The 21,472-nt window shown below is 61.5% G+C and carries 20 protein-coding genes; 7 read left to right on the forward strand and 13 right to left on the reverse strand.

What is annotated here, in order from left to right; all coding sequences use genetic code 11:
• Nucleotides 1-3: 3 nt before the first annotated feature.
• Complete coding sequence (locus WIF35_RS07970) at nt 4-1,254, forward strand: EAL and HDOD domain-containing protein (RefSeq protein WP_412481032.1); 1,251 nt, start codon at nt 4-6, stop codon at nt 1,252-1,254.
• 99 nt (nt 1,255-1,353) lie between these two features.
• A complete protein-coding gene (locus WIF35_RS07975; protein ID WP_412481033.1) occupies nt 1,354-1,677 on the forward strand; it encodes a hypothetical protein in 324 nt (107 codons plus the stop codon).
• Between the two features lie 125 nt (nt 1,678-1,802).
• On the opposite strand, the gene WIF35_RS07980 is transcribed toward WIF35_RS07975, so the two are convergent.
• The 6 genes from WIF35_RS07980 to WIF35_RS08005 form a co-directional block, all read right to left on the reverse strand.
• On the reverse strand, nt 1,803-2,429 hold the full coding sequence (locus WIF35_RS07980; RefSeq protein WP_412481034.1) for an OmpW/AlkL family protein: 627 nt from the start codon (nt 2,427-2,429) through the stop codon (nt 1,803-1,805).
• Between the two features lie 174 nt (nt 2,430-2,603).
• Nucleotides 2,604-2,906, reverse strand: coding sequence for a hypothetical protein (locus WIF35_RS07985; RefSeq protein ID WP_412481035.1), 303 nt, complete (start codon nt 2,904-2,906; stop codon nt 2,604-2,606).
• Nucleotides 2,903-5,524 carry an alanine--tRNA ligase gene (gene alaS, locus WIF35_RS07990; RefSeq protein WP_412481036.1) on the reverse strand — a complete coding sequence of 874 codons (2,622 nt, stop codon included), beginning with the start codon at nt 5,522-5,524 and terminating at the stop codon, nt 2,903-2,905. The genes WIF35_RS07985 and alaS overlap by 4 nt, the downstream gene beginning before the upstream one ends.
• A gap of 139 nt (nt 5,525-5,663) precedes the next feature.
• Nucleotides 5,664-6,020, reverse strand: a complete 357-nt coding sequence (locus WIF35_RS07995) for a hypothetical protein (protein WP_412481037.1) — start codon at nt 6,018-6,020, stop codon at nt 5,664-5,666.
• A gap of 61 nt (nt 6,021-6,081) precedes the next feature.
• Nucleotides 6,082-6,825: a glycerophosphodiester phosphodiesterase gene (gene ugpQ, locus WIF35_RS08000; RefSeq protein WP_412481038.1), complete on the reverse strand. Its 744-nt coding sequence runs from the start codon at nt 6,823-6,825 to the stop codon at nt 6,082-6,084.
• On the reverse strand, nt 6,825-8,126 hold the full coding sequence (locus WIF35_RS08005; RefSeq protein ID WP_412481039.1) for an extracellular solute-binding protein: 1,302 nt from the start codon (nt 8,124-8,126) through the stop codon (nt 6,825-6,827). Before WIF35_RS08005 ends, ugpQ begins: the two co-directional genes overlap by 1 nt.
• 97 nt (nt 8,127-8,223) lie before the next feature.
• On the opposite strand from WIF35_RS08005, the gene WIF35_RS08010 reads away from it, so the two are divergent.
• The 4 genes from WIF35_RS08010 (at nt 8,224) to WIF35_RS08025 (ending at nt 13,118) form a co-directional block, all read left to right on the forward strand.
• The gene (locus WIF35_RS08010; RefSeq protein WP_412481040.1) at nt 8,224-8,643 is read left to right on the forward strand and encodes a hypothetical protein; all 420 of its coding nucleotides are present in this window, start codon (nt 8,224-8,226) and stop codon (nt 8,641-8,643) included.
• Between the two features lie 41 nt (nt 8,644-8,684).
• Nucleotides 8,685-11,225: a sensor histidine kinase gene (locus tag WIF35_RS08015; protein WP_412481041.1), complete on the forward strand. Its 2,541-nt coding sequence runs from the start codon at nt 8,685-8,687 to the stop codon at nt 11,223-11,225.
• On the forward strand, nt 11,218-11,580 hold the full coding sequence (locus WIF35_RS08020; protein ID WP_412481042.1) for a response regulator: 363 nt from the start codon (nt 11,218-11,220) through the stop codon (nt 11,578-11,580). The genes WIF35_RS08015 and WIF35_RS08020 overlap by 8 nt, the downstream gene beginning before the upstream one ends.
• A gap of 119 nt (nt 11,581-11,699) precedes the next feature.
• Nucleotides 11,700-13,118, forward strand: a complete 1,419-nt coding sequence (locus WIF35_RS08025) for a DEAD/DEAH box helicase (RefSeq protein WP_412481225.1) — start codon at nt 11,700-11,702, stop codon at nt 13,116-13,118.
• Nucleotides 13,119-13,160: 42 nt separating this feature from the next.
• Here WIF35_RS08025 and WIF35_RS08030 read toward each other — a convergent pair whose 3' ends face one another.
• The 7 genes from WIF35_RS08030 to hyi form a co-directional block, all read right to left on the reverse strand.
• Nucleotides 13,161-13,967 carry a PP2C family protein-serine/threonine phosphatase gene (locus tag WIF35_RS08030; RefSeq protein WP_412481043.1) on the reverse strand — a complete coding sequence of 269 codons (807 nt, stop codon included), beginning with the start codon at nt 13,965-13,967 and terminating at the stop codon, nt 13,161-13,163.
• Nucleotides 13,968-14,042: 75 nt separating this feature from the next.
• Entirely contained in the window at nt 14,043-14,930 is an 888-nt protein-coding gene (locus tag WIF35_RS08035) for an HDOD domain-containing protein (RefSeq protein WP_412481044.1), read from the reverse strand.
• Complete coding sequence (glcF, locus tag WIF35_RS08040) at nt 14,927-16,162, reverse strand: glycolate oxidase subunit GlcF (protein WP_412481045.1); 1,236 nt, start codon at nt 16,160-16,162, stop codon at nt 14,927-14,929. The genes WIF35_RS08035 and glcF overlap by 4 nt, the downstream gene beginning before the upstream one ends.
• Nucleotides 16,162-17,214: a glycolate oxidase subunit GlcE gene (glcE, locus tag WIF35_RS08045; RefSeq protein WP_412481046.1), complete on the reverse strand. Its 1,053-nt coding sequence runs from the start codon at nt 17,212-17,214 to the stop codon at nt 16,162-16,164. Before glcE ends, glcF begins: the two co-directional genes overlap by 1 nt.
• A complete protein-coding gene (locus tag WIF35_RS08050) occupies nt 17,214-18,695 on the reverse strand; it encodes an FAD-linked oxidase C-terminal domain-containing protein (RefSeq protein ID WP_412481047.1) in 1,482 nt (493 codons plus the stop codon). The genes glcE and WIF35_RS08050 overlap by 1 nt, the downstream gene beginning before the upstream one ends.
• Nucleotides 18,696-18,699: 4 nt before the next feature.
• On the reverse strand, nt 18,700-19,974 hold the full coding sequence (locus WIF35_RS08055) for a glycerate kinase (protein ID WP_412481048.1): 1,275 nt from the start codon (nt 19,972-19,974) through the stop codon (nt 18,700-18,702).
• Nucleotides 19,971-20,744 carry a hydroxypyruvate isomerase gene (hyi, locus tag WIF35_RS08060; RefSeq protein WP_412481049.1) on the reverse strand — a complete coding sequence of 258 codons (774 nt, stop codon included), beginning with the start codon at nt 20,742-20,744 and terminating at the stop codon, nt 19,971-19,973. The genes WIF35_RS08055 and hyi overlap by 4 nt, the downstream gene beginning before the upstream one ends.
• Before the next feature lie 62 nt (nt 20,745-20,806).
• Between hyi and WIF35_RS08065 the strand changes: the two genes are divergently transcribed.
• Nucleotides 20,807-21,397: a cob(I)yrinic acid a,c-diamide adenosyltransferase gene (locus WIF35_RS08065; RefSeq protein WP_412481050.1), complete on the forward strand. Its 591-nt coding sequence runs from the start codon at nt 20,807-20,809 to the stop codon at nt 21,395-21,397.
• Nucleotides 21,398-21,472: the final 75 nt, after the last annotated feature.

Consider the following 21,472-nt stretch of genomic DNA (forward strand, 5'->3'; position numbering starts at 1 on the left):
AACATGAGCGACAGCGGAGCCGACCAGCTTTATCTCGGTCGCCAACCCATCCTTGACCGCGACCAGCGGCTCGTCGCTTACGAGCTGCTGTTCCGCAACGGCAGCCGCAACGCAGCCGAGGTGACCGACGGTGTCAGGGCGACCGCCACGGTCATCGCCAACGCCTTCAGCGAGCTGGGCATCGAGGCGGCGCTCGGCGGCTGCCGCGGTTTCATCAACGTTGACGAAGACTTCCTGTTCAGCGACGTGCTGGAACTTCTACCGCGTCACGCCGTGGTCCTCGAAATTCTCGAAACGGTGCCACCGACCGCGGCCGTGATCGAACGTTGCCGCGAGCTGAAGGCCGCCGGCTACACGCTGGCGCTCGACGACGTGGTACAGCTGGCGCCTGAATTCGCCGAATTGCTCGCCCTGGTCGAGATTGTCAAGGTCGATATCCAGCCGCTCAGCCGCGTCGAGTTGATGCAACTCGCCATCAAGCTCAAGCCCACGGGCAAGCAGTTGTTGGCCGAGAAGGTCGATTCGCGCGAACAGATGGAACAGTGCCTGAAGCTGGGCTTCACCCTGTTCCAGGGCTACTACTTTGCCAAGCCGACCATCATCGCCGGGCGCAAGCTCGATCATGGGCAGCTGTCGCTGATGAAGCTGATGAGCCTGCTGATGCGCGACGCCGAGAACGCCGAGCTGGAAGAGGCCCTGAAGCCCGAGCCGGGGCTGACCATCAACCTGCTGCGCATGACCAACTCGGTCGGTTGCGGCTGTGCCGAGAAGATCACCTCGCTCAACCACGCGATCACCGTACTCGGCCGGCGCCAGTTGCAACGCTGGTTACAGCTGCTGCTCTACTCGGCCAACGAACGTCAGGGCACGGCGAATCCCCTGCTGCTGCTGGCCGCCACGCGCGGCCGCCTGATGGAACTGCTGGCCGCCGAAGCACGCGCGAACGACGGAGTCTTCACCGACCAGGCCTTCATGGTCGGCATCATGTCGTTGATACCGGCATTGATCGGTCTGCCGATTCAGGAAATCGTCGCCCCGCTCGGACTCGCCACACCAGTCCATCAGGCGCTGTGCGACCGCTCCGGCGAGCTCGGCGCCCTGCTCCGCCTGACCGAAAGCTGCGAGGACGGCGATCTGGCGGGCCTGCGCGAGGTGCTTGCCGCGCTGCCGAATCTCGGCCCCAAAGCCGTCAATCGGGCACAGACCGAGGCGCTACAATGGGCCAACGACATCTCGCGCGAACAAGAAGGCTGACCCAGCTCTACATTCGCTTACAAAACGGAACAGGAAAGCCACAGTCGGCACCGAGCCGGCGTCCGACAATCGAAACCTGATGCCAACGCCAAACGAGACATGAACGAACGCCAAGCCTCCCAGTTATCCGCCCCGCCCTCCAGCTTCCTCGGCCGCTTGCTCGGCATTATGCTGAGCATCGCCCTGCTCGTCCTCGGCGCCATGTTCTCGCTGGTCGCCCTGGCCGTGGTTGCCGTCGTCGGTACGCTGTTCGCTGGCTGGTTGTGGTGGAAGACACGCAGCCTGCGCCGCGAGATGCAAAAAATGGCCGAAATGGCCGGTGCACCGCAGCAGGCGGCTCACTCGGCCGATTCGGCCATCATTGAAGGCGAGTGGGTTCGGGAAGACGCCGCCGGCGCTCCCGAACGGCAACCCCTGCGCTAATCAGCGCATCTTCTTGTCCGGTATAGCCCTGCCCTCAGCCCTAAATGACGGAGGCAGTCGTAAGCATCACAGGAAAAATAAAGCGCCCTATGGGCGCTTTATCTTACTCACAACAACCAGCTGACTTAGAAACGATAACCGACACCAATACCGGCGGTAATCGGGTTCAGGTCGAGCGAGCCAATCTTAGATCCACCCAGACGAACATCAGTTTCCATCGTGATGTACTTAACGTCCACGTTGACTGACCAATTCTTATTCAGTGCAAAATCGGCACCAACTTGTGCGACAAAGCCAAGTGAATCGCGGTCAACGGAAACCTTGCCAAGACCTGTGTTAAAGCTATTTTTCGTGAACATTGTGTAGTTCACACCCAGACCGACGTAGGGCTTGAACATACCTAGATCGGTGAAATGGTACTGGGCAACCAAAGACGGCGGCAACGCTTCGACGTGACCAATTTTACCCAAGGAGGCAGTATGAATATCCACCTGCTGCGGATAAGTCAGTACCAGTTCAAGCGCTAAATTCTTGGTGAAGAAATAGCTGAAGTCGACTTCGGGAATCCAGAGATCCTTGGCGGAAACTTCGCCTACCCCTGCATTTTGGAGGCCATCGTTGTTCTTGTTATCCCAAGAAATGCTGACCGCACGCGCACGAACCATGAATGATCCTTCGTCAGCAGCCTGAACACCAGCTGCAGAAATCAGGCCAGTTGCGGCGAGCAGAGCGGCAATCACTTTCTTTTGCATAGAAACACTCCCTTTTTTGTTTCGAAAAAAGCGAATGCTACCCCCGAATTAACTACTCATTTTGACATACGTCAACAATTAACCATTCCGGTTATATGGTTATGTTATCGATAGCTCCCAATATGTAATTAATAGATACCCCTAGTGAACCTACCGCGACAGGCGCTAGCGAAATCAGCGCATCTTCGGGTTCAACGAGCCCCGGTTGTAGTCCTTGTCGCCGGGCATGATCAGGCGACCAATGCCAAACGCCCCGCCCTGCGCATCGACCGGGCGGGTCTTGTTCTCCGGATACTCGGCGGCCACCTTCTTGGCCTCTTCCGCCTTGGCGGAATCGACATATTCCCAGCGGCCATTCGGAAAAAGGCGAACCTTCTGGCCTTCGACCGTGGTCGCCTCCAGCGGCGTACGATCCAGTTCCGCCGCCTGGCAGACGCCGGCCAACAGGCCGGCAGCAATCAACAGAGTGATTTTCACAGCTTTCCTTCCACCCAGGATTTGACCGAGGCCAAGGCCGCCGGCAGGTTTTCCGGTTGCGTACCGCCGGCTTGGGCCATGTCGGGACGACCGCCGCCCTTGCCGCCGACTTGCTGGGCGACCATGTTGACCAGCTCGCCGGCCTTGACCTTGCCGGTCAGATCGGCCGTCACCCCGGCAATCAACGTCACCTTGCCATCAGCCGACGACGACAGCACGATGGCCGCCGACTTCAGCTTGTCCTTCAACTTGTCCATGGTTTCGCGCAGCGCAGTCACGTCAGCGCCTTCGAGGGTTGCGGCAAGCACTTTCGCGCCCTTGACCTCGACCGCCTGGCTGACCAGATCGTCCCCCTGCGACGCGGCCAGCTTGGACTTCAGACGGGCCAGCTCCTTCTCCAGCGCGCGAACGTTGTCCATGATGCCAACGACGCGTTCGGCGATATCGTCCGGCGTCGTCTTCAACAAGGCCGAGATGCCATTGACGCGGTTTTCCTGCGCCTGCACGTAGGACAATGCATTGGTGCCGGTAATCGCCTCGACACGGCGCACGCCGGCAGCAACACCGGCTTCGGAAACGATCTTGAACAGGCCAATGTCGCCGGTGCGGCTGACGTGCGTGCCGCCGCAGAGTTCCTTGGAGGAGCCGATGGCTACGACGCGCACCTCGTCGCCGTACTTCTCGCCGAAGAGCATCATGGCGCCGGACTTCTGAGCATCTTCGATACCCATCACGCGGCTGTCGGTCGCGGCGTTGGCGAGGATTTCGGCATTAACGATTTCCTCGACCTCGCGGATTTCTTCGGCCGTCATCGGCTGGGTATGCACGAAGTCGAAACGGGTCTTGTCGGGATCGACCAGTGAGCCCTTTTGCTGGACGTGGCCGCCGAGCACCTGGCGCAGCGCCTTGTGCATCAGGTGGGTGACCGAGTGGTTGCGCGCCGTGGCGCTACGCGACGCAACATCCACCTTGGCGGCGACTTCCTGGCCGACGACAAGCTTGCCGGTCTTCAGCACGCCATGGTGCCCGAAGACGGCAGCCTGAATCTTCAGGGTATCTTCCACGGCGAAGATGCCGCCGACGCCCTTCAATTCGCCACGGTCGCCGACCTGGCCACCGGATTCGGCGTAGAACGGGGTGTTGTCGAGCACGACGACGCCCAAATCGCCCTCATTCAGCTCGTGCACCGCAGCACCGTCCTTGTACAGCGCCAGCACCGTGCCCTTGGCTTCGAGCGACTCATAGCCGTGGAAGGTGGTTTCGGCGCCAACGTATTCGAGGTTGGTCGCCATCTTGAACTTGCCGGCGGCACGCGCCTGCTCTTTCTGGCGGGCCATGGCAGCGTCGAAGGCCGCACCGTCGACGGTGACATTACGCTCGCGGCAGATATCGGCGGTGAGGTCGAGCGGGAAGCCGTAGGTATCGTGCAGTTTGAAGGCGGTTTCGCCGTTGAACACGGTAACGCCCTTGGCGACCATCGCGGCGAGTTCGCCTTCGAGGATTTCCATGCCGTTCTCGATCGTCGCGAAGAAGCGGTCTTCTTCCTGCTTCAACGTGGCGACGACCTTGGCCTGGTTTTCCTTGAGTTCGGGATAGGCTTCGCCCATCTGCTCGACCAGATCCGGCACCATTTTGTGGAAGAACGCAGCGCGTGCGCCCAGCTTGTAGCCGTGGCGGATGGCGCGGCGGATGATGCGGCGCAGCACGTAGCCGCGGCCTTCATTGCCCGGAATGACGCCGTCGGCGATCAGGAAGGAGCAGGCGCGGATGTGGTCGGCCAGCACTTTAAGCGACGGGCTGTTCATGTCGACATCGCTGGTCTCGCGCGCCGCGGCGGCGATCAACGCCTGGAACAGATCGATTTCGTAGTTGGCATGCACGCCCTGCAGTACGGCGGAGATGCGCTCCAGGCCCATGCCCGTGTCGACGGAAGGCTTGGGCAGCGGATGCATGACCCCGGCTTCGTCGCGGTTGAACTGCATGAAGACGTTGTTCCAAATTTCGATGAAACGGTCGCCGTCTTCTTCCGGCGATCCCGGGGGGCCGCCCCAGTGCTTTTCGCCGTGGTCATAGAAGATTTCGGTACAGGGGCCGCAGGGGCCTGTATCGCCCATCATCCAGAAGTTGTCGGAAGCGTAGCGCGCGCCCTTGTTGTCGCCGATACGCACGATCTTCTCGGCCGGCACGCCGACCTCCTTGTGCCAGATGTCGTAGGCCTCGTCGTCCTCGGCATAGACCGTGACCATCAGCTTTTCCTTGGGCAGGCCGTAGACCTCGGTCAGCAGTTCCCAGGCGTACTTGATCGCATCGCGCTTGAAATAGTCGCCGAAGCTGAAGTTGCCCAGCATTTCGAAGAAAGTATGGTGACGCGCGGTGTAGCCGACGTTTTCCAGGTCGTTATGCTTGCCGCCGGCGCGCACGCACTTCTGCGAAGTGGTGGCACGGCTATAGGGACGCTTGTCGAACCCGAGGAAGACGTCCTTGAACTGGTTCATGCCGGCGTTGGTAAACAACAGCGTCGGGTCGTCGTGCGGCACCAGCGACGAAGAAGCCACGATCTGGTGGCCCTTGGCGGCGAAGAAGTCGAGGAATTTCTGGCGGATTTCGGAGCTTTTCATCAGCTGATGGCCTTGGCGGCTTTGAATATACGAAACCCGTGATTTTAAATGAAAGCTGCGTGTAGCAGGGCATACAAAAATCGCCCAGGCAAAAAGACAAAGCCCGCCTGCTTGGCGGGCTCATGTACTTGAATCTGGCTTAACGACGACGCGGACGATCGACCAGGCCGTTGTGGTTATAGTCGTGCTGCCGGTCATGCTTCTGGGCGTAGATACGGCGACTTTCGACTTCCTGCGCCTGGTGCAACCGGGCACGCTCGCGACGGGTGACCACGCCATCGGCTTTGGCGCGGTTTTCCATGTTCTCGACATGCTGCTGACCACGCTCCATGCGGTTCGCTTCGCGCTGGGTGAGGGCGCCGGAGGCCACGCCCTGATCGATACGCTGCTCCTGATTGGCCTGACGCTGATCGACGCGCGGGGTATTGGCCTGGGCAAAAACGGCAGCCGGCAAAAGAAGGGACACTACGGCGATGGCTTGCAGATGCTTCTTCATGATTTTCTCCTGTTCGTGGCGAATTGCCTGGCCGCCATTACAAGGCAAATGGCATGAAAAATCAGCCGCCCAAATGCAAGCTTTTGTAAAGACTTGTTTCCGGCGCGAAGAGATCGAGCCGGTCGGTGAACAGCGACGCGACACCACGCCCAAACAGCAATTGGGCCGCCAGTGAATCGTTGACCGTGTAGGCCAGGACGGGAACTTGACCTTCCCGAGCTAGGGCCAAGACTTCATTGCTCAGCCTGTCCGCTCGGCAATGCAACGAATACGCACCGAGACGCTGGAAGGTCGTCTGCCAGTCATCGGGCACTTTTTCGTAGAGCAAACCGCGCGGCAAGGCGGGGGCGACTTGGCGCGCAACCTCGAGGGCTTCATGCGAAAATGAGGACAGCAAGGGCGGCGTCGGCGCATCGCGCCAAAGCACAGCCACTTCGCGAGCGACGACCTCGCCGGTCAGCACCTCGTAACCGGTGGCCGGCTTGATTTCGACATTGGCCAACAACCCGTACTGCCGACACAGCGCGGCCGCTTCGGCCAGACTTGGAATATGTTCGCCACCGCCGGCATCCAGCGAGAACAGAACGGCATCGGGGGTATCGGCCACCCGGCCGCAGACGCTGGTCGTCCGCTCCAGTGTTTCGTCGTGAATCAGGACGGGCGTGCCATCCTGCGACAACATGACGTCGAATTCGACGGCAGTGAACCCGAGACGCGCCGCCAGCCGGATACCGGCCAGCGTATTCTCCGGCGCCAGCGCTCCGCCGCCGCGATGGGCAATCCAGCGCGGCAGCGGCAGGGGCATCAGAAGGGCTGCACCTTCTTCAACTGCGGATGTGCGCCGAGGATGGCGTTACCGCGATTCACTGCTACATCCAGACCGGCCTTGGGCGGCTTCTTGTCAGCCCAGACGACGTCCAGTTCTTCGTTGGTGATGATGCGTACCGCGTCAATGTCGGATACGTGGGGTACCTGGGATGCACCCTTGCCCTTGAGCGACGCGTAGGCAACTTCGAGGGTCCGATCGCCATTCTGCAACAGCTTGCTGCGTGCAGCGGCACGGGCCGCCGGCGTCAGTGGCAGGCCGCCATAGACACGCACCACCTCAATTTGCATTTCCGGCGACAGCAGGAAGGAAACGAATTTGGCGATCTGCTTGTATTCCGCCGCCGGACGGCCGGCGCCGATCCATACGGAAGCCCCGTCAGCCAGCGAGGACTGGCGGCCACCATAGACATCGTCATGGTAAGGCAGCGGAGCGACGCCCAGCTCGACGCCCTTGGCGTCAGCGAAATCGACGTGCTCGCGGGAATCGGTGGTGATCATCGCGCACTCGCCGTTGCGGAAATGCTGACTGGCCTCGTCGCGTCTACCGAAAAGTTTGAAGTAGTTGGCCTTGACCCAGGTGGTCATCATTGCCACATGCTTGACCTGCGGCAGCCCGTTGAAGGTCAGTACGCTCTTGTCCGATACGGCCGGCACGCCGGAAATGGCGCTGACGTTGTCGACATGCACCCAGACCGGCCACGACGTGGTGTAGGGGCAGGTGTAACCGGCATCCTGCAATTTGTCGAGCACGCCCTGCATCTCGAACCAGGTCTTGGGCGGTTGCTCCGGGTCAAGCTTGGCCTTGCGGAAGGCGTTCTTGTTGTAGAAAAGCACCGGCGTCGAATAGACCAGGGGCAAGGCGACGACACGCCCCTTGGCATCGACCACCCCGGCCTTCAGGTCGGCGGAGAAATCGGCGCCATTGATCGGCTGACCATTCTTGGCCATCACCTCGTGCAGAGGCAGGAAGGCCTTCGGCTGCGTCAGCACTTCGCTCATGTCATAGCGCGTCATCAGGTTGAGGCCGACCGGTTTGTCACCCTTTTCCAGACGCTTCAGTTTCAGGTTGTTGCCGCTTTCCTTGTTGAAGCGATCGACGACTGCCTGCAGGCGTTCCTCGTAGGCCGGACCAAGGTTATGGGCAAGTTCGAATTCCGTGGAAACAGCTGGCGCGGGAGCGGCCGCAGCCTTGGGGGGTTTGGCCGGTTTGGCAGCAAACGCAGAACAGGCGAAAGCCACGGCCGAAACGGCAAGCAGCGGTCGAATGCACTGGGACATAAATACTCCAAGTGGTTACGCAAAGCGAACGATTATACTCCCCGCTGTATTGCGAGCAGACCCCCACAAATCTTCCGAATATGCGAGAATTGCGATCATGATCCAGCGACTTTTTATCGTTCTGGCCCTCCTGACCCTAACCGGCTGCGACCAAGTCAGCCAAAAGCTCGGAATGGAAGACCCGGCCAAGAAGGAAGCGCGCCTCGAACCCGAAGCAAAGGCGGTGGGTAGCGCCTGCCGACACTCGGGGAGAGCGATCGAGGATTGCTACTCCATCTACAGCTGGCTGCCCAAAGCAGGCATCTACGCGGGATGGCGGGAGATGGATTCATACATGCGGGAGAACGAAATCGAAACAGTTCCGCCGCAGCTTCCGCCCCCGGAACCGCCAAGCCTAGGCAAAAAGAAGAAAAAGGCCGCCGCAACGGAAGGGGAAGCTGAAGGCAAAGCAAACGGCAGCGACAAGGAAGGCGAAAGCGGCAGCAAAAGTGTAGAAAAGGCCAGCGAGAAACACTAGCGCCGCTACCGCCGCACTGACTCAAGCCCAAGAGGAGGCCTATGCAGTTCCCGGCGATATTTCATGGCATTCGCAGCAAGCTGATTGCCATCTTCGTGCTGATCAAGGTGGTCCCCTTGGTCCTGCTCGCCTGGTTTGCCTGGCACGCAGCCAGCCAGTTGGGCGAGGATGTATCCCACGAAGCCGCCGGCATGGCCGACACCATGCTCGGAACGATCAAGAGCATGGGCAAGACCATGGTCGACGACTCGATCCGCGCGTTAGACCTACGTTCGCGCGAGGCAATCGAAGCACTGACGACCGACACGGCCAAGGAAATCGCCTCATTTCTCTACGATCGCGATGCCGACATCCGCCGGGCCGCCGGCATCGACCCGAGCGAAGCCAGTTTCAGGGCCTTCCTCTCTGACCGTAAGCGTCCCCTTTATCAGCACGGCAAGTGGCAGCTTGCGGAAGACGGCAAATCCTGGGTGGCCGCCAAACCAGTAACACTTGAGGCCAAGGTCACGCGTGCGATCCTCCCCGATAACGCGCGTGACTTCCATGTCCGTGCTCCCGAATATCTCGGCGAAAAGGAAATGCGCCCGTTGTTCGTCGAAATGACCTACATCGGCCTGGATGGCCAGGAGAAAGTCAAAGTCACCACGAACGACCTGACTGAAAAAACCCTAAAAAATGTAGTGCACCGCAGCAATACCTTTATCGGAGCGGAAACCTATTTTGCCGAGTTGAAGAAGCTGAAGCCTGGCGAGATATATGTCTCCAATGTCATTGGCGCTTACGTCCCGACGCATGTGATCGGGGCCTACCTGCCAGCAACAATGGAAAAGGCCGGCAAACCGTTCAAACCGGAAGAATCTGCCTATGCAGGCACCGAAAACCCCGTCGGCAAGCGCTTCCGCGGCATCGTGCGCTGGGGAATGCCGGTAATCAAAAACGGACAAATAGCCGGATACGTAACACTGGCGCTGGATCACGACCACATTCGCCAATTTTCCGATCGCCTGATGCCAACGGAGCAGCGATACACGCCGATTGCCGACCCCATCAAGGGGAATTACGCCTTCCTCTGGGATAACAAGAGTCGTTCGATATCCCACCCCCGCGACTACATGATCGTCGGCTACGATCCGAGCACCGGACGTCCTGCCACGCCCTGGATGGACGAAGAGCTTTACGCTGAATGGCAAAAAAGTGGCAAGCCTTCCGATGAATTTCTCGCCGAAATCCCCCCTTTCCGCGACCCGAATTTGAAACGCAAACCTGCGAAGGCACTCACCAAAGCCGGTACCGTCGGACTCGATTGCCGTTACCTGAACTTCTCGCCGCAATGCGATGGCTGGAACGCGCTCACCGAACACGGGGGCTCCGGCTCCTTCGTGATCTTCTTCTCGGGCCTCTGGAAACTGACCACCGCTGCCGCCATTCCCTATTACACGGGGCAATATGCCAAGTCCCCACAGGGATTTGGATTCGTCACCATCGGGGCCAACGTCGACGACTTCCACAAGGCGGCCAGCGACACCGCAGTCAAGATCAATACCCTGGTTGGTGAGAAGGACGACCAGCTAAAAACCGAACGCAGCCAACTCTTGCGTAACATCGAGCGCAGCCTGACCACTACTGCGGCAGGCCTATGGGGGTCCACGCTGATCATGATCATTGTCGTGATCGGTATTGCCGTGTGGATGGCCAACCTGCTGACAACCCGTATCACTTCGATGATCGACGGCATTCATGCTTTCCAGGGTGGCGATCTGCAACGTCGCCTCGATGCCAGTTCGTCGGATGAAATGGGCGAACTCGCCAGTTCATTCAACCGCATGGCTGATTCGGTTGAAGAATCGTTCAAGCGACTGGAAGACGCCAAAGAAAAGGCAGAAGAGGCCAACCGGCAAAAAACGGCTTTCCTCGCCACGATGTCACACGAACTCCGTACACCGCTCAATGGCATTCTCGGCTTCGCAGACTTGCTGCGGATGGACCTGGAAAATCCTGAGCATCAGCAATATGCCTCGGTAATCTACCAAAGCGGTGAGCATCTCCTGCAACTCGTCAGCGAAATCCTCGACCTTGCCAAAATTGAAGCTGGAGAAATGATCTTCAGCATTGTCGACACCGCGCTACAGGAACTGGTTGATGAATGCGTGGCCGCACATCGTCAGACTGCATCGAAAAAGGGCTTGCCGCTCATCGTCGAATCTGCCCCCGACCTGCCGCAAAGCATCCAGGCGGACCCAGGTCGCCTGAAGCAAGTGCTGCACAACCTGCTCAGCAATGCCGTCAAATTTACGGAGCGCGGCAGCATTACGGTGCTGCTGGCCAAAGACGAAAATGACGAGATTTCCGTTTCAGTCCGAGATACCGGGCCGGGGATTCCGCAGGAATCTCAGGTTTTGGTTTTTGAAAAATTCAAGCAACTGGAGAATTTCCTGACTCGCGAGCACGGAGGGACAGGCCTGGGCCTTGCTCTTGCCAAGCAGTTGATTGAAGGCATGGGCGGCAGAATTACTCTGACCTCGACTGTCGGCGAAGGCTCCACCTTCACGGTGTTCCTGCCACTGAAAGCCAACAATGGCTGATCACCTTGCTCTCGTCGTAGACGACAACGCAACCAACCGCCTTCTGGCAGCCACGATACTCAAAAAACTCGGCTGGTCGGTCAGTGAAGTCGATTGTGGCGAACGTGCTCTGGAAGAGGTAGCGCTCAAGCGATTCCGTTTTGTCCTGCTCGACATCAGCATGCCGGGACTCACCGGTGAAGAGACTTGTGTTCGTTTACGTGCCGCTCCCGATGGAGAACAGATGTTCATCGTCGCCTATACCGCCCATGCCTTCCCGGAGGAACGCGACCGCATCCTCGCCGCCGGTTTTGACGACCTGTTGATCAAGCCTTTTAGCCGCCAGCAACTGGAGGCCCTAGTGGAAAAGCTGTAACGGGAACCGACAAACCGGACAGCGACCGATACAGCGGCGTATAATGCCGCCCCATGTCTGAAATCAATACCTTAGGCGCCGAAACGGCTGCCACTCCCGCGGCGGAAGTCGCCCCTGAAATCACCTTCGCCGATCTGGGCCTGGCGCCCGAGATTCTGCGCGCCGTCACCGAGATGGGCTACACCAAGCCGACGCCGATTCAGGCCAAGGCCATCCCGCTCGTCATCGGCGGCAAGGACATCATGGGCGGGGCGCAAACCGGGACCGGAAAAACCGCCGCCTTCACGCTGCCCATCCTGCAGCGCATCCTGCCCTTCGCCAGCAGCAGCCCGTCGCCGGCCAAGCATCCGGTGCGCGCCCTGATCCTCGCGCCGACCCGCGAACTGGCCCTGCAGGTGTTCGAGTCGGTCAAGGCCTACAGCAAGCACACCCCGCTACGCGCCATGTGCGCCTTCGGCGGCGTCGATATCAAGCCGCAAATCGCAGAGCTGAAGAAGGGCGTCGAAATTCTCGTCGCCACGCCAGGTCGCCTGCTCGACCACGTCGAGAACAAGAGCGTCAGCTTCAACTCGGTCCAGGCACTGGTCCTCGACGAAGCCGACCGCATGCTCGACATGGGCTTCATCCCGGACGTCACGCGCATCCTCAACATGCTGCCGCAGCAACGACAAAGCCTGCTGTTCTCGGCCACCTTCTCGGAAGAAATCAAGAAGCTGGCCGATACCATGTTGACCTCGCCGGTGTTGGTCGAAGTGGCGCGACGTAATCAGGTTTCAGAAACGATTACCCACCGCGTGCACCCGGTTTCCGAATACGGCAAACGTGGCTTGCTGACCAAGTTGCTGAAATCGGGCGAAATTCGCCAGTGCATCGTGTTCATGCGGACCAAGCAGGGCTGTTCGCGCCTGACCCGCGAACTGCAGCGCGCTGGCATCAAGGCCGATGCCATCCACGGCGACAAGAGCCAGCTCGACCGCATCAAGGCGCTTGATGCCTTCAAGGCTGGCGAAACACACGCCCTGATCGCCACCGACGTCGCCGCTCGCGGCCTGGACGTGGATGACCTGCCTTACGTCATCAACTATGAGTTGCCGCACACGCCCGAGGATTACGTGCACCGGATCGGCCGTACCGGCCGCGCCGGCAAGATGGGTAATGCCATTTCGCTGGTCAGCGCCCATGAGGTCTGCTATCTGGTCGATATCGAGAAGCTGATCAAGCGGCCGATCGAGCAGGTTGAAGTGGCTGGCTTCGAAGCGGAGCCGGAATACGAATATCCTCCGGGCAACAAGAAAAAGCGTACAGCCCCTCCGCCCAAGGCACCGCTTGCCCACAAGCCGGAGCGCACCGATCGACGCGGCCAGCGCCGCAATCCGATGATCGCTGCCGACGGTTTCGACTTCAGCAAGCCCTATGAGGAAAAGCTCGAACCCATGGGTGAAGTGCCGGATTCGCCGACGGCACCGGCCAAGCCGGACCCGCACAAACCGAAGCGGGTGGTCGCCGCGCTGCTCGGCGGCTTGGGCCGCAAGGGCTGATCTGCTCAAACAAAAACGGCGCCTGCAGGCGCCGTTTTCATGTCAATTCGCTGTACCCGGAGTGCGCGGCACGAAACCGGCCGGTGGTTTCGGCTTGGTTTCCGGCACGTCGACCAGCTTGATGACGGCGATGGAAACGTTGTCGCCATTGCCGCCGGCACGCTGACGCGCCTTTTCGATCAGGATTTCGCAGGCCTGGCGCGCCGAGTTGTCGGCCACCAGCGTCGCCAGTTCGACATCGTCGAAATAGGCCCACAGACCGTCGGAGCAGAGGACGAAGGCATCGCCGCCAAGCAACTCGCCGACTTCGGCAAAGTCGAATTTCGGCTCGTCCTGCCCGCCCAGCGAGGTCAGCAGCACATTGCGGTTCGGGTGAGTGGCAGCCTGCTCGAGCGTGATACGCCCGGTGGCCAGCAGATGTTCGACGTAGGAATGATCGACCGTCCGTTGCACCAGCTGCTTGCCGCGGAAATGATAGAGACGGCTGTCGCCGCAATGCGCCCAGGTAATCGTCTTCGGCTGCAGCAACAACATGACGGCCGTGCTATGCGGATCTTTTTCGTTGATGAAGCGCGATGCCTTGATCATCGTGTGCGCCTCACGCATGCTGTTTTCCAGCATGCAGCGCGGCACTTCGTCATCCGGCGAAAAATGCTCGAGATTGGTCTTGGCGGTGTGGATCACCTGCTCTGCGGCCAGCGCCCCACCGGTATGTCCGCCCATGCCGTCAGCCACCACCGCCAGTGCCACGCCACGTCGGCGCGGGTGCGCCAGTATGGCGACACGATCCTGCTGTTCCTTGCGATCCCCTTGGTGCTGCGCCGCGCATGCGTCGATTGCTATCGGCATCCCCTCTCCTTTCCAGCGGGAAGACTATCACGAAAGGCCGGGGGCGCGTTTAACATTGTCATTACAATTGACTGATCAATAGCCGGCCTCGTGAAAGCGCTCCTTCACGATATCGACGAACTCAGGCAGGGTATCTGTGCTCAGGCCCAACTCCTCGAAAACGTGCTCGCGCACGCCGTCCCACTCCGGATTCGGCGCATGCAGATCCTGATAATGGATTTCGAAAGCCAGTTGCAGGATCGCCACCATGCTGCGTGCCTTGTGGTCGGGTAATTCAGCCAAGGCATGGTGAAAGCGGATGGCATCGCAGATGAACTCCGGCAAATGCCAGTGGCGCGCCACCAGATAGCCGACCACGCAATGATCGGCGTTGAACTTGCGGTCTTCCTCGGCCAGATCCACCCAGCGCCCCGGTTCGCCCAGGCCCATTGCCGCGCAATAAACCGGGAAGCGCTGCATCAGCAAAGGCACCCCACAATCATGGAAGATGCCTGCCAGGTAGGCCTGATCCGGGAAGATATTGCATACCGTGACACGTTCGTCGGCGACCAGCATGGCCAACTGCGCGATACGCTGCGAGCGCGACCAGAAAGCCTCGTAAACCTGCTTGTTCTTCTTCAAATCACCGGCCTGGGTCATGGCGATGGCCTGAACCAGGTTAAAGGTCTGCTGGACGCCAACCGCGTGCAGAATCTGTTCGACCGAGTCGATTGGCTGGTGCTGCCGATAAGCGGGGCTGGCCACCACTTTGAACAGCAGTGCCGTCACGCCCGGATCCTGCTCGATCACCCGCGCCAGCCGGCGAACGTCCATCTCCTTGCGTGCCATGTGTTTGCGCAGTTCCTCGAGCACCTGCGGCTGCGGCGGAATCTTCACCCCGCCTTCGAGCAAGCGGCGCACGCGCGCGGCATCCTCTTCACCCAGGCTGCGGGTGATCTCGTAAATCGAATTTCCCTGAATCACGAAAGTATCTCGTCTATCAACTCTATCCAGTGCCTGACCGGCGTTTCGCTACCGGACTGCAAATGGGTCAGGCAACCGATGTTGGCCGTGGCAATCACGGCCGGGAGGCCGGCATGCAGCGCGGCCAGCTTATTATCCCGCAACTTGCCGGCGATTTCCGTCTGCAGCACGGAATAAGTACCGGCCGAACCGCAGCACAAATGGCTGTCGGCCACCGGCGTCAGCTCGTAGCCTGCCGCCGTCAGCAATTCCTCGACCACGCCGCGCACCTTCAAGCCATGCTGCAGCGTGCAGGGCGAATGGAAGGCCAACTTGCCGCGCGACGCAACGCGTTGTGCGAGGGCCGAAATTAGCGCGGCCTTCTCGGCCAACAGCACTTCGGCCGGATCGCGGCAAAGCTCGCTGATTTTTGCCGCTTTTTCACTGTACACCGCATCATCGGCCAGAATATGCCCATAGTCGCGCACCTGCACGCCGCAGCCGGAGGCGGTGACGACAATCGCCTCGACACCGGCCTCGATATGCGGCCACCACGCGTCGATATTGCGCCGCATGTCGTCCTTGGCCGGCTCCGGATCGTTCAGATGGAAGCGCACCGCGCCGCAACAGCCAGCCTTGTCCGCCTCGAACAACTCGATGCCCAAATGATCCAGCACGTGCGCCGTCGCTGCGTTGATATTCGGTGCTAGCGCCGGCTGCACGCAACCGGCCAGCGCTAGCATGCGGCGGGCGTGCTTGCCTTTCGCCGGCCAGGCCTTGGCTGCCGGTTGGGCCGGCGGCAGCTTGTCGGCCAAAGCCGACGGCAAGAGCGGACGCAAGGCGCGTCCAACGCCGACCGCCGCACTGAACAGCGCGGTATTGGGCAACACGGCCTTCAACAACTGACGGGGCAATGCCTCCTTCAGCGGGCGTTGCAGCTTGCGCTCGACCACCTCGCGCCCAATGTCCAGCAGATGGCTGTATTTGACGCCCGATGGGCAAGTCGTTTCGCAGGAACGGCAGGTCAGGCAACGGTCGAGGTGCGTGCGCGTCTTTTCGGTGACCGGCTGGCCTTCGAGCATCTGCTTAATCAGGTAGATGCGACCGCGCGGACCGTCCAGCTCGTCACCCAGCAATTGGTAGGTCGGGCAGGTGGCGGTGCAGAAACCACAGTGCACGCACTTGCGCAGGATGTCCTCGGCAACCTGGCCAGCGCGACTCTCCCGGATGAAATCGGCGAGTTTGGTATCCATCAGAACTCCGCGTAGAGACGACCGGGGTTGAGGATGCCGCGCGGATCGAAGGCTTTTTTCAGGCGGCGATGCAGCGCCAGCAATGCCGGCGACAACGGCGCGAAGGCGTCCTCGCGGCAACGCAGCGATTCTGGTGCGCGATAGAGGGTGGCGTGGCCGCCGGAGCGCGTCGCACGCTCGCGAATCTCGGCCTGCTCCCCACCATACCAGCGTAGGCTGCCGCCCCACTCGATGGCGCGCAGATCGTCGAGGCCGAGATCAGCAGCAGTCGAGGGCACAGCGACACGCCACAGCACTTTGCCGGCATAGGCCGCGTGCGTTTGCTCGCGCACGGAAATCCAGTGTTTTTGGCCGTGCACCGCAGAAGTGCCGCCCAGCTTTCGGCACGCGGCATCGACTGCCGCCTGCGCGCCGGAGAGGCGCAGCCAGAGCTGGCCGTCGAGCCAGAACGAGGCCGAAATCGGCAAGGGCTGGCCGCCCCAGGCGTTGAGCCGGCGGATCGCTTCGGCAGCGTCGCACTCGAAGACCAGCGTCGTCTCAGCGACTGGTTGCGGCAGCACCTTGAGGGTCACTTCGGCCAGCACACCGAGCGTGCCGAGGCTACCCGCCAGCAGGCGCGAAACATCGTAGCCGGCCACGTTCTTCATGACCTGCCCGCCAAAGTTCAACACCTGCCCGCTGCCATCAACCAACTTGGCCCCGAGCACGAAATCGCGCACCGCCCCGGCCTGCTGCCGACGCGGGCCGGACAAACCGGCCGCGACGCAGCCGCCGACCGTCGCCTGGCCGCCGAATTGCGGCGGCTCGCAGGCCAGCATCTGCTTCTTCTCGGCCAGCGCCGCTTCGATCTCGGCCAGCGGCGTACCGCAGCGCGCGGTCAGGTACAGCTCGGTCGGTTCGTAGGCGACGATGCCGCGATGCGCCGAAACGTCCAGCACCTCGCCGGCCAGCAGGCCGCCGTAGAAATCCTTGCTGCCGCCGCCGCGCACGCGCAGCGGGGTGTGCCGGTCGTGTGCTGCCCGGACGGCGGCGACGATGTCGTCAAGCTGCATCAGAAGCGCTCCAGTTCCGGGAATTTGATCTCGCCATGATGCACATGCATGCGTCCGTATTCGGCGCAGCGGTGCAGGCTGGGCACAGCCTTCCCGGGGTTGAGCAGGCCCTCGTCGTCAAAGGCCGCCTTGATGCGGTGGAAGGCCGCCAGCTCGGGCGTGGCGTATTGCACGCACATCTGGTTGATCTTCTCGATGCCGACACCGTGTTCGCCGGTAATCGAGCCACCCAGCGCCACCGACAGCTCCAGAATCTCCGCGCCGAAGGCTTCGGCTTTTTCCCAGTCGCCGGGTTTGGACATGTCGTACATGATCAGCGGATGCAGGTTGCCGTCGCCGGCATGAAATACGTTGGCGCAGCGCAAACCATATTTCTTTTCCATCTCGGCGATGGACGAAAGCATTTCGGCCAGCCGCTTGCGCGGGATGGTACCGTCCATGCAGTAATAGTCCGGCGTAATGCGCCCGACCGCCGGGAAAGCGGCCTTGCGCCCCGCCCAAAAACGCAGGCGCTCGGCTTCGGATTGGGACACGCGGATATCGCGCGCCCCAGCCGCCATCAGCACCTCGCGCACGCGGGCGATTTCCTCGGCCACTTCTTCCGGCGTGCCGTCCGATTCGCAGAGCAGGATGGCCTCGGCCTTCAGGTCGTAGCCGGCTTTGACAAACGGTTCGACCGCGGCAGTCGCCGGCTTGTCCATCATCTCCAGTCCGGCCGGGATGATGCCCGCCGCGATGATCGCCGCCACGGCGTCGCCAGCCTTGGCGACATCGTCGAACGAAGCCATCACCACCTGCGCCAGCTCGGGCTTGGGCACCAGCTTGACCGTCACTTCGGTGACCACGCCAAGCATGCCTTCCGAACCGATGAACAAGGCCAACAGATCGTAGCCCGGCGCATCCGGCCCTTCGCCACCGATCTCGAAGACTTCGCCCTCGATGCTGATGACGCGAACGCGCAGCACGTTATGCACGGTGAGGCCATATTTCAGGCAATGCACGCCGCCCGAATTCTCGGCCACGTTGCCGCCCAGCGTGCAGGCGATTTGCGACGAGGGATCGGGCGCGTAATAGAGGCCGTGCGGGGCGGCGGCTTCGGACACCGCCAGATTGCGCACGCCGGGCTGAACCATGGCCAGCCGCGCCAGCGGATCGACGCGCAGAATCTTGTTGAAGCGCGCCAGCGACAGCACGACGCCCTGCGCATGCGGCCGCGCGCCACCCGACAGGCCCGTCCCCGCGCCACGGGCGACGACCGGCACGCCGAGTTGGTGACAGGTGCGCAACACGTCGATCACCTGCCCCTCGTTCTCCGGCAGGCAAACGGCCATCGGCATCTCGCGATAGGCCGTCAGGCCATCGCACTCGTAGGGGCGCAGATCCTCGTCGTCATGCAACAGGCAATGCCGAGGCAGGATGCCTTGCAGGCGACGAATCAGAGTGTCTCGCTCCGTGTGGAAATCTTTGTCTTTTTCTAGCATGGGCTCATTCTACGCCGACGAGGAAGGCGCGAAAGTCGTTCACGTTTGTCCGCGTCGGCCCGGTGACGAGGAGATCATCGAGCCCGGCAAAGAAGCCAAAGGCATCGTTTTTGACCAGATAGGCGGCCGCATCGAGACCCAGCTGCCGGGCTCTCGATAGAGTTTCTGGGCCGATGAAGGCGCCGGCATTGTCTTCCGAGCCATCGATCCCATCGGTGTCCGCCGCCAGCGCATGGATGCCAGGCGCGCCACCGAGGGCCATGGCTGCGCCGAGCAGCAATTCCGTATTGCGCCCACCGCCCCCCTGACCGCGTACGGTCACCGTTGTCTCGCCGCCCGACAGTAGGACGCATGGTTTTTTGGCCGGAAAGCCATGTGCACCGCAGGAGCGGGCCATGCCGGCCAGCACTTTGCCCACTTCGCGCGCCTCACCCTCCAGCGCATCCCCCAGGATCAATGGTTCGATGCCCAGGCGCCGTGCTTCGACGGCAGCGGCCTCCAGCATCTGGCGTGGGCTGGCAATCAGGCGATAGCTCGAAGCGGCCAGCCGCGGCTCGCCGGGCTTGGGCGTTTCCAGTTCGCCGGAGGCCAAGCGAGCACGAATGGATTCCGTCACGGCGATGCCATAGAAGTCGAGCAGACGCAGCGCCTCGGCGCAGGTCGTCGGATCGGGCACGGTTGGGCCGGAAGCGATCACCGCCGGGTCGTCGCCCGGCACATCCGAAATCGCCAGGGTCAGCACCGGAGCCGGCCAGGCGGCAGCCGCCAGCCGACCGCCCTTGATGGCTGACAGATGCTTGCGCACGCAGTTGATCTCTCCGATGCTGGCGCCGCATTTGAGCAGCGCGGAGGTGAGCGCCCGCTTCTCTGCCAAGCTCACGCCGGCGGCCGGTGCCGCGAGCAATGCCGAACCGCCACCGGAGATCAGGGCCAAGACACGATCAGCCGGCGACAGCTTGGAAACCATCGCCAGAATGCGCGCCGCCGCCTGCTCGCCGGCGGCGTCCGGCACTGGGTGCGCCGCCTCGACAATTTCGATGCGATCGCACGGCACGCCGTGGCCGTAGCGAGTGACGACCAGCCCTTCGAGCGGCCCGGCCCAGGCATCCTCAACGACTCGCGCCATGGCCGCCGAGGCCTTGCCGGCGCCGATGACGATCAATCGCCCGCCGGGTCCGGGCGGGGTCAATTCGGCCAAAGCCGGCGGCACACAAAGCGCCGGATCGGCCGCCGCGATTGCCGCATCGAACAGCCGGCGCAAAATCGTTCGAGCGCTCACTTGCGCATCCAGCCCAGGCTGGCTTCGGTTGTCGTCAGCGGCTTGTATTCGCAGCCGACCCAGCCGGCATAGCCCAGGCGGTCGAGCAGTTCGAACAAATAGGGGTAATGAATTTCGCCGGTACCCGGCTCGTGTCGCCCCGGGTTATCGGCGATCTGCACATGGCCGATATTCCCCAGATGGGCCTCGATGGTGCGCGCCAGATCGCCCTGGATGATCTGCGCATGATAGAGATCGAGCTGCAATTTCACATTGCTGCGGTGCACAGCCTCCAACAGGCGAAAACCCTTGGCCACGTCGTCGAGCCAGTAGCCCGGCATGTCGATGCGGCTGTTGATCGGTTCGATCATGACCGTCGCCCCCACCGTCGCCAGACGGTCGGCGGCATATTGCACGTTGGCGATGTAGGTCGCTTCGATTTCGGCTTCCTCATAGCCAGCCGGACGCAGCCCGGCCATGCAATGCACGCGCTCGCAGTCAAGCACCATGGCGTAGTTCAGCGCCTGCTCGACACTCTCGGCAAATTCTCCCTGGCGGTGCGGCAAACAGGCCAGCCCGCGCTCGCCGGCTGCCCAGTCGCCCGGCGGCAAATTGAACAGCACCTGCTCCAGATCGTTGTCGCGTAGCCATTCGGCGATGTCATGCGCCGGCCACTCATAAGGGAAAAGGTACTCGACGCCCTGGAATCCGGCCTGTGCCGCCTTGGCAAAGCGCTCGGTGAAAGGTACGTCCGAGAAAAGAAAACTGAGATTGGCTGCGAACTTTGGCATGGCGACGACAGTCTTTAGGGCGGACGAAAAGTATAATCTGCCGACCTTCAGGAGAGAGCATCGTGAGCGACAACCAAAACAACACCGAGACCGAACGCAAGGGCAACCGCCTGTCCAAAATCGTCACCCGCACCGGCGACGCCGGCACCACGGGTTTGGGCGACGGCAGCCGGACCGCCAAGGACAGCCTGCGCATCGACGCCATCGGCGAAGTCGACGAGCTCAATTCCAGCATCGGCCTGCTGCTCTGCGAAGAACTTCCGGACCGCGTGCGTGCCGCCCTGCTCGACATCCAGCACGCCCTGTTCGACCTCGGCGGCGAACTCTGCCTGCCCGGCATGGCCATCATGAAAGATGCGCAAGTCGCCCGCCTGGAAGAGCTGGCCGACGAATTCAACGCCGATCTGCCGATGTTGAAGGAATTCATCCTGCCCGGCGGCACCCGCCCGGCAGCGGTCGCCCATCTGTGCCGCACGGTCTGCCGCCGCGCCGAACGCAGCATGGTGCGTCTGAACAATGCCGAGCCGCTGTCCGACGCCGCGCGCCGCTACGTCAACCGGCTATCCGACCTGCTGTTCATTCTCGGCCGTCTGCTCAACCGTGCTGGCGGCCGCGGCGACGTCCTGTGGCAAAAAGGAAAAAATGCGGCGTGACTGCCGGCGGACTGCCGGCCTCTTGTCGCCTTTGATCACTGGGCGCGATAATTCCCGCATCGAGGAGAAGCAGGC

The sequence above is a fragment of the Azonexus sp. IMCC34839 genome, from assembly GCF_047047955.1.
Classification (GTDB): domain Bacteria; phylum Pseudomonadota; class Gammaproteobacteria; order Burkholderiales; family Rhodocyclaceae; genus Azonexus.

What these genes read in the sequence shown, in the direction of transcription:
- WIF35_RS07970 (WP_412481032.1), top strand. Translation starts at nt 4, where the DNA reads ATGAGCGACAGCGGAGCCGACCAGCTTTATCTCGGTCGCCAACCCATC.
- alaS (WP_412481036.1), bottom strand. Translation starts at nt 5,524, where the DNA reads ATGAAAAGCTCCGAAATCCGCCAGAAATTCCTCGACTTCTTCGCCGCC.
- glcE (WP_412481046.1), bottom strand. Translation starts at nt 17,214, where the DNA reads ATGCAGCTTGACGACATCGTCGCCGCCGTCCGGGCAGCACACGACCGG.
- WIF35_RS07980 (WP_412481034.1), bottom strand. Translation starts at nt 2,429, where the DNA reads ATGCAAAAGAAAGTGATTGCCGCTCTGCTCGCCGCAACTGGCCTGATT.
- WIF35_RS08010 (WP_412481040.1), top strand. Translation starts at nt 8,224, where the DNA reads ATGATCCAGCGACTTTTTATCGTTCTGGCCCTCCTGACCCTAACCGGC.
- WIF35_RS08015 (WP_412481041.1), top strand. Translation starts at nt 8,685, where the DNA reads ATGCAGTTCCCGGCGATATTTCATGGCATTCGCAGCAAGCTGATTGCC.
- WIF35_RS08050 (WP_412481047.1), bottom strand. Translation starts at nt 18,695, where the DNA reads ATGCTAGAAAAAGACAAAGATTTCCACACGGAGCGAGACACTCTGATT.
- WIF35_RS07975 (WP_412481033.1), top strand. Translation starts at nt 1,354, where the DNA reads ATGAACGAACGCCAAGCCTCCCAGTTATCCGCCCCGCCCTCCAGCTTC.
- WIF35_RS08020 (WP_412481042.1), top strand. Translation starts at nt 11,218, where the DNA reads ATGGCTGATCACCTTGCTCTCGTCGTAGACGACAACGCAACCAACCGC.
- glcF (WP_412481045.1), bottom strand. Translation starts at nt 16,162, where the DNA reads ATGGATACCAAACTCGCCGATTTCATCCGGGAGAGTCGCGCTGGCCAG.
- WIF35_RS08005 (WP_412481039.1), bottom strand. Translation starts at nt 8,126, where the DNA reads ATGTCCCAGTGCATTCGACCGCTGCTTGCCGTTTCGGCCGTGGCTTTC.
- WIF35_RS07995 (WP_412481037.1), bottom strand. Translation starts at nt 6,020, where the DNA reads ATGAAGAAGCATCTGCAAGCCATCGCCGTAGTGTCCCTTCTTTTGCCG.
- WIF35_RS08030 (WP_412481043.1), bottom strand. Translation starts at nt 13,967, where the DNA reads ATGCCGATAGCAATCGACGCATGCGCGGCGCAGCACCAAGGGGATCGC.
- ugpQ (WP_412481038.1), bottom strand. Translation starts at nt 6,825, where the DNA reads ATGCCCCTGCCGCTGCCGCGCTGGATTGCCCATCGCGGCGGCGGAGCG.
- hyi (WP_412481049.1), bottom strand. Translation starts at nt 20,744, where the DNA reads ATGCCAAAGTTCGCAGCCAATCTCAGTTTTCTTTTCTCGGACGTACCT.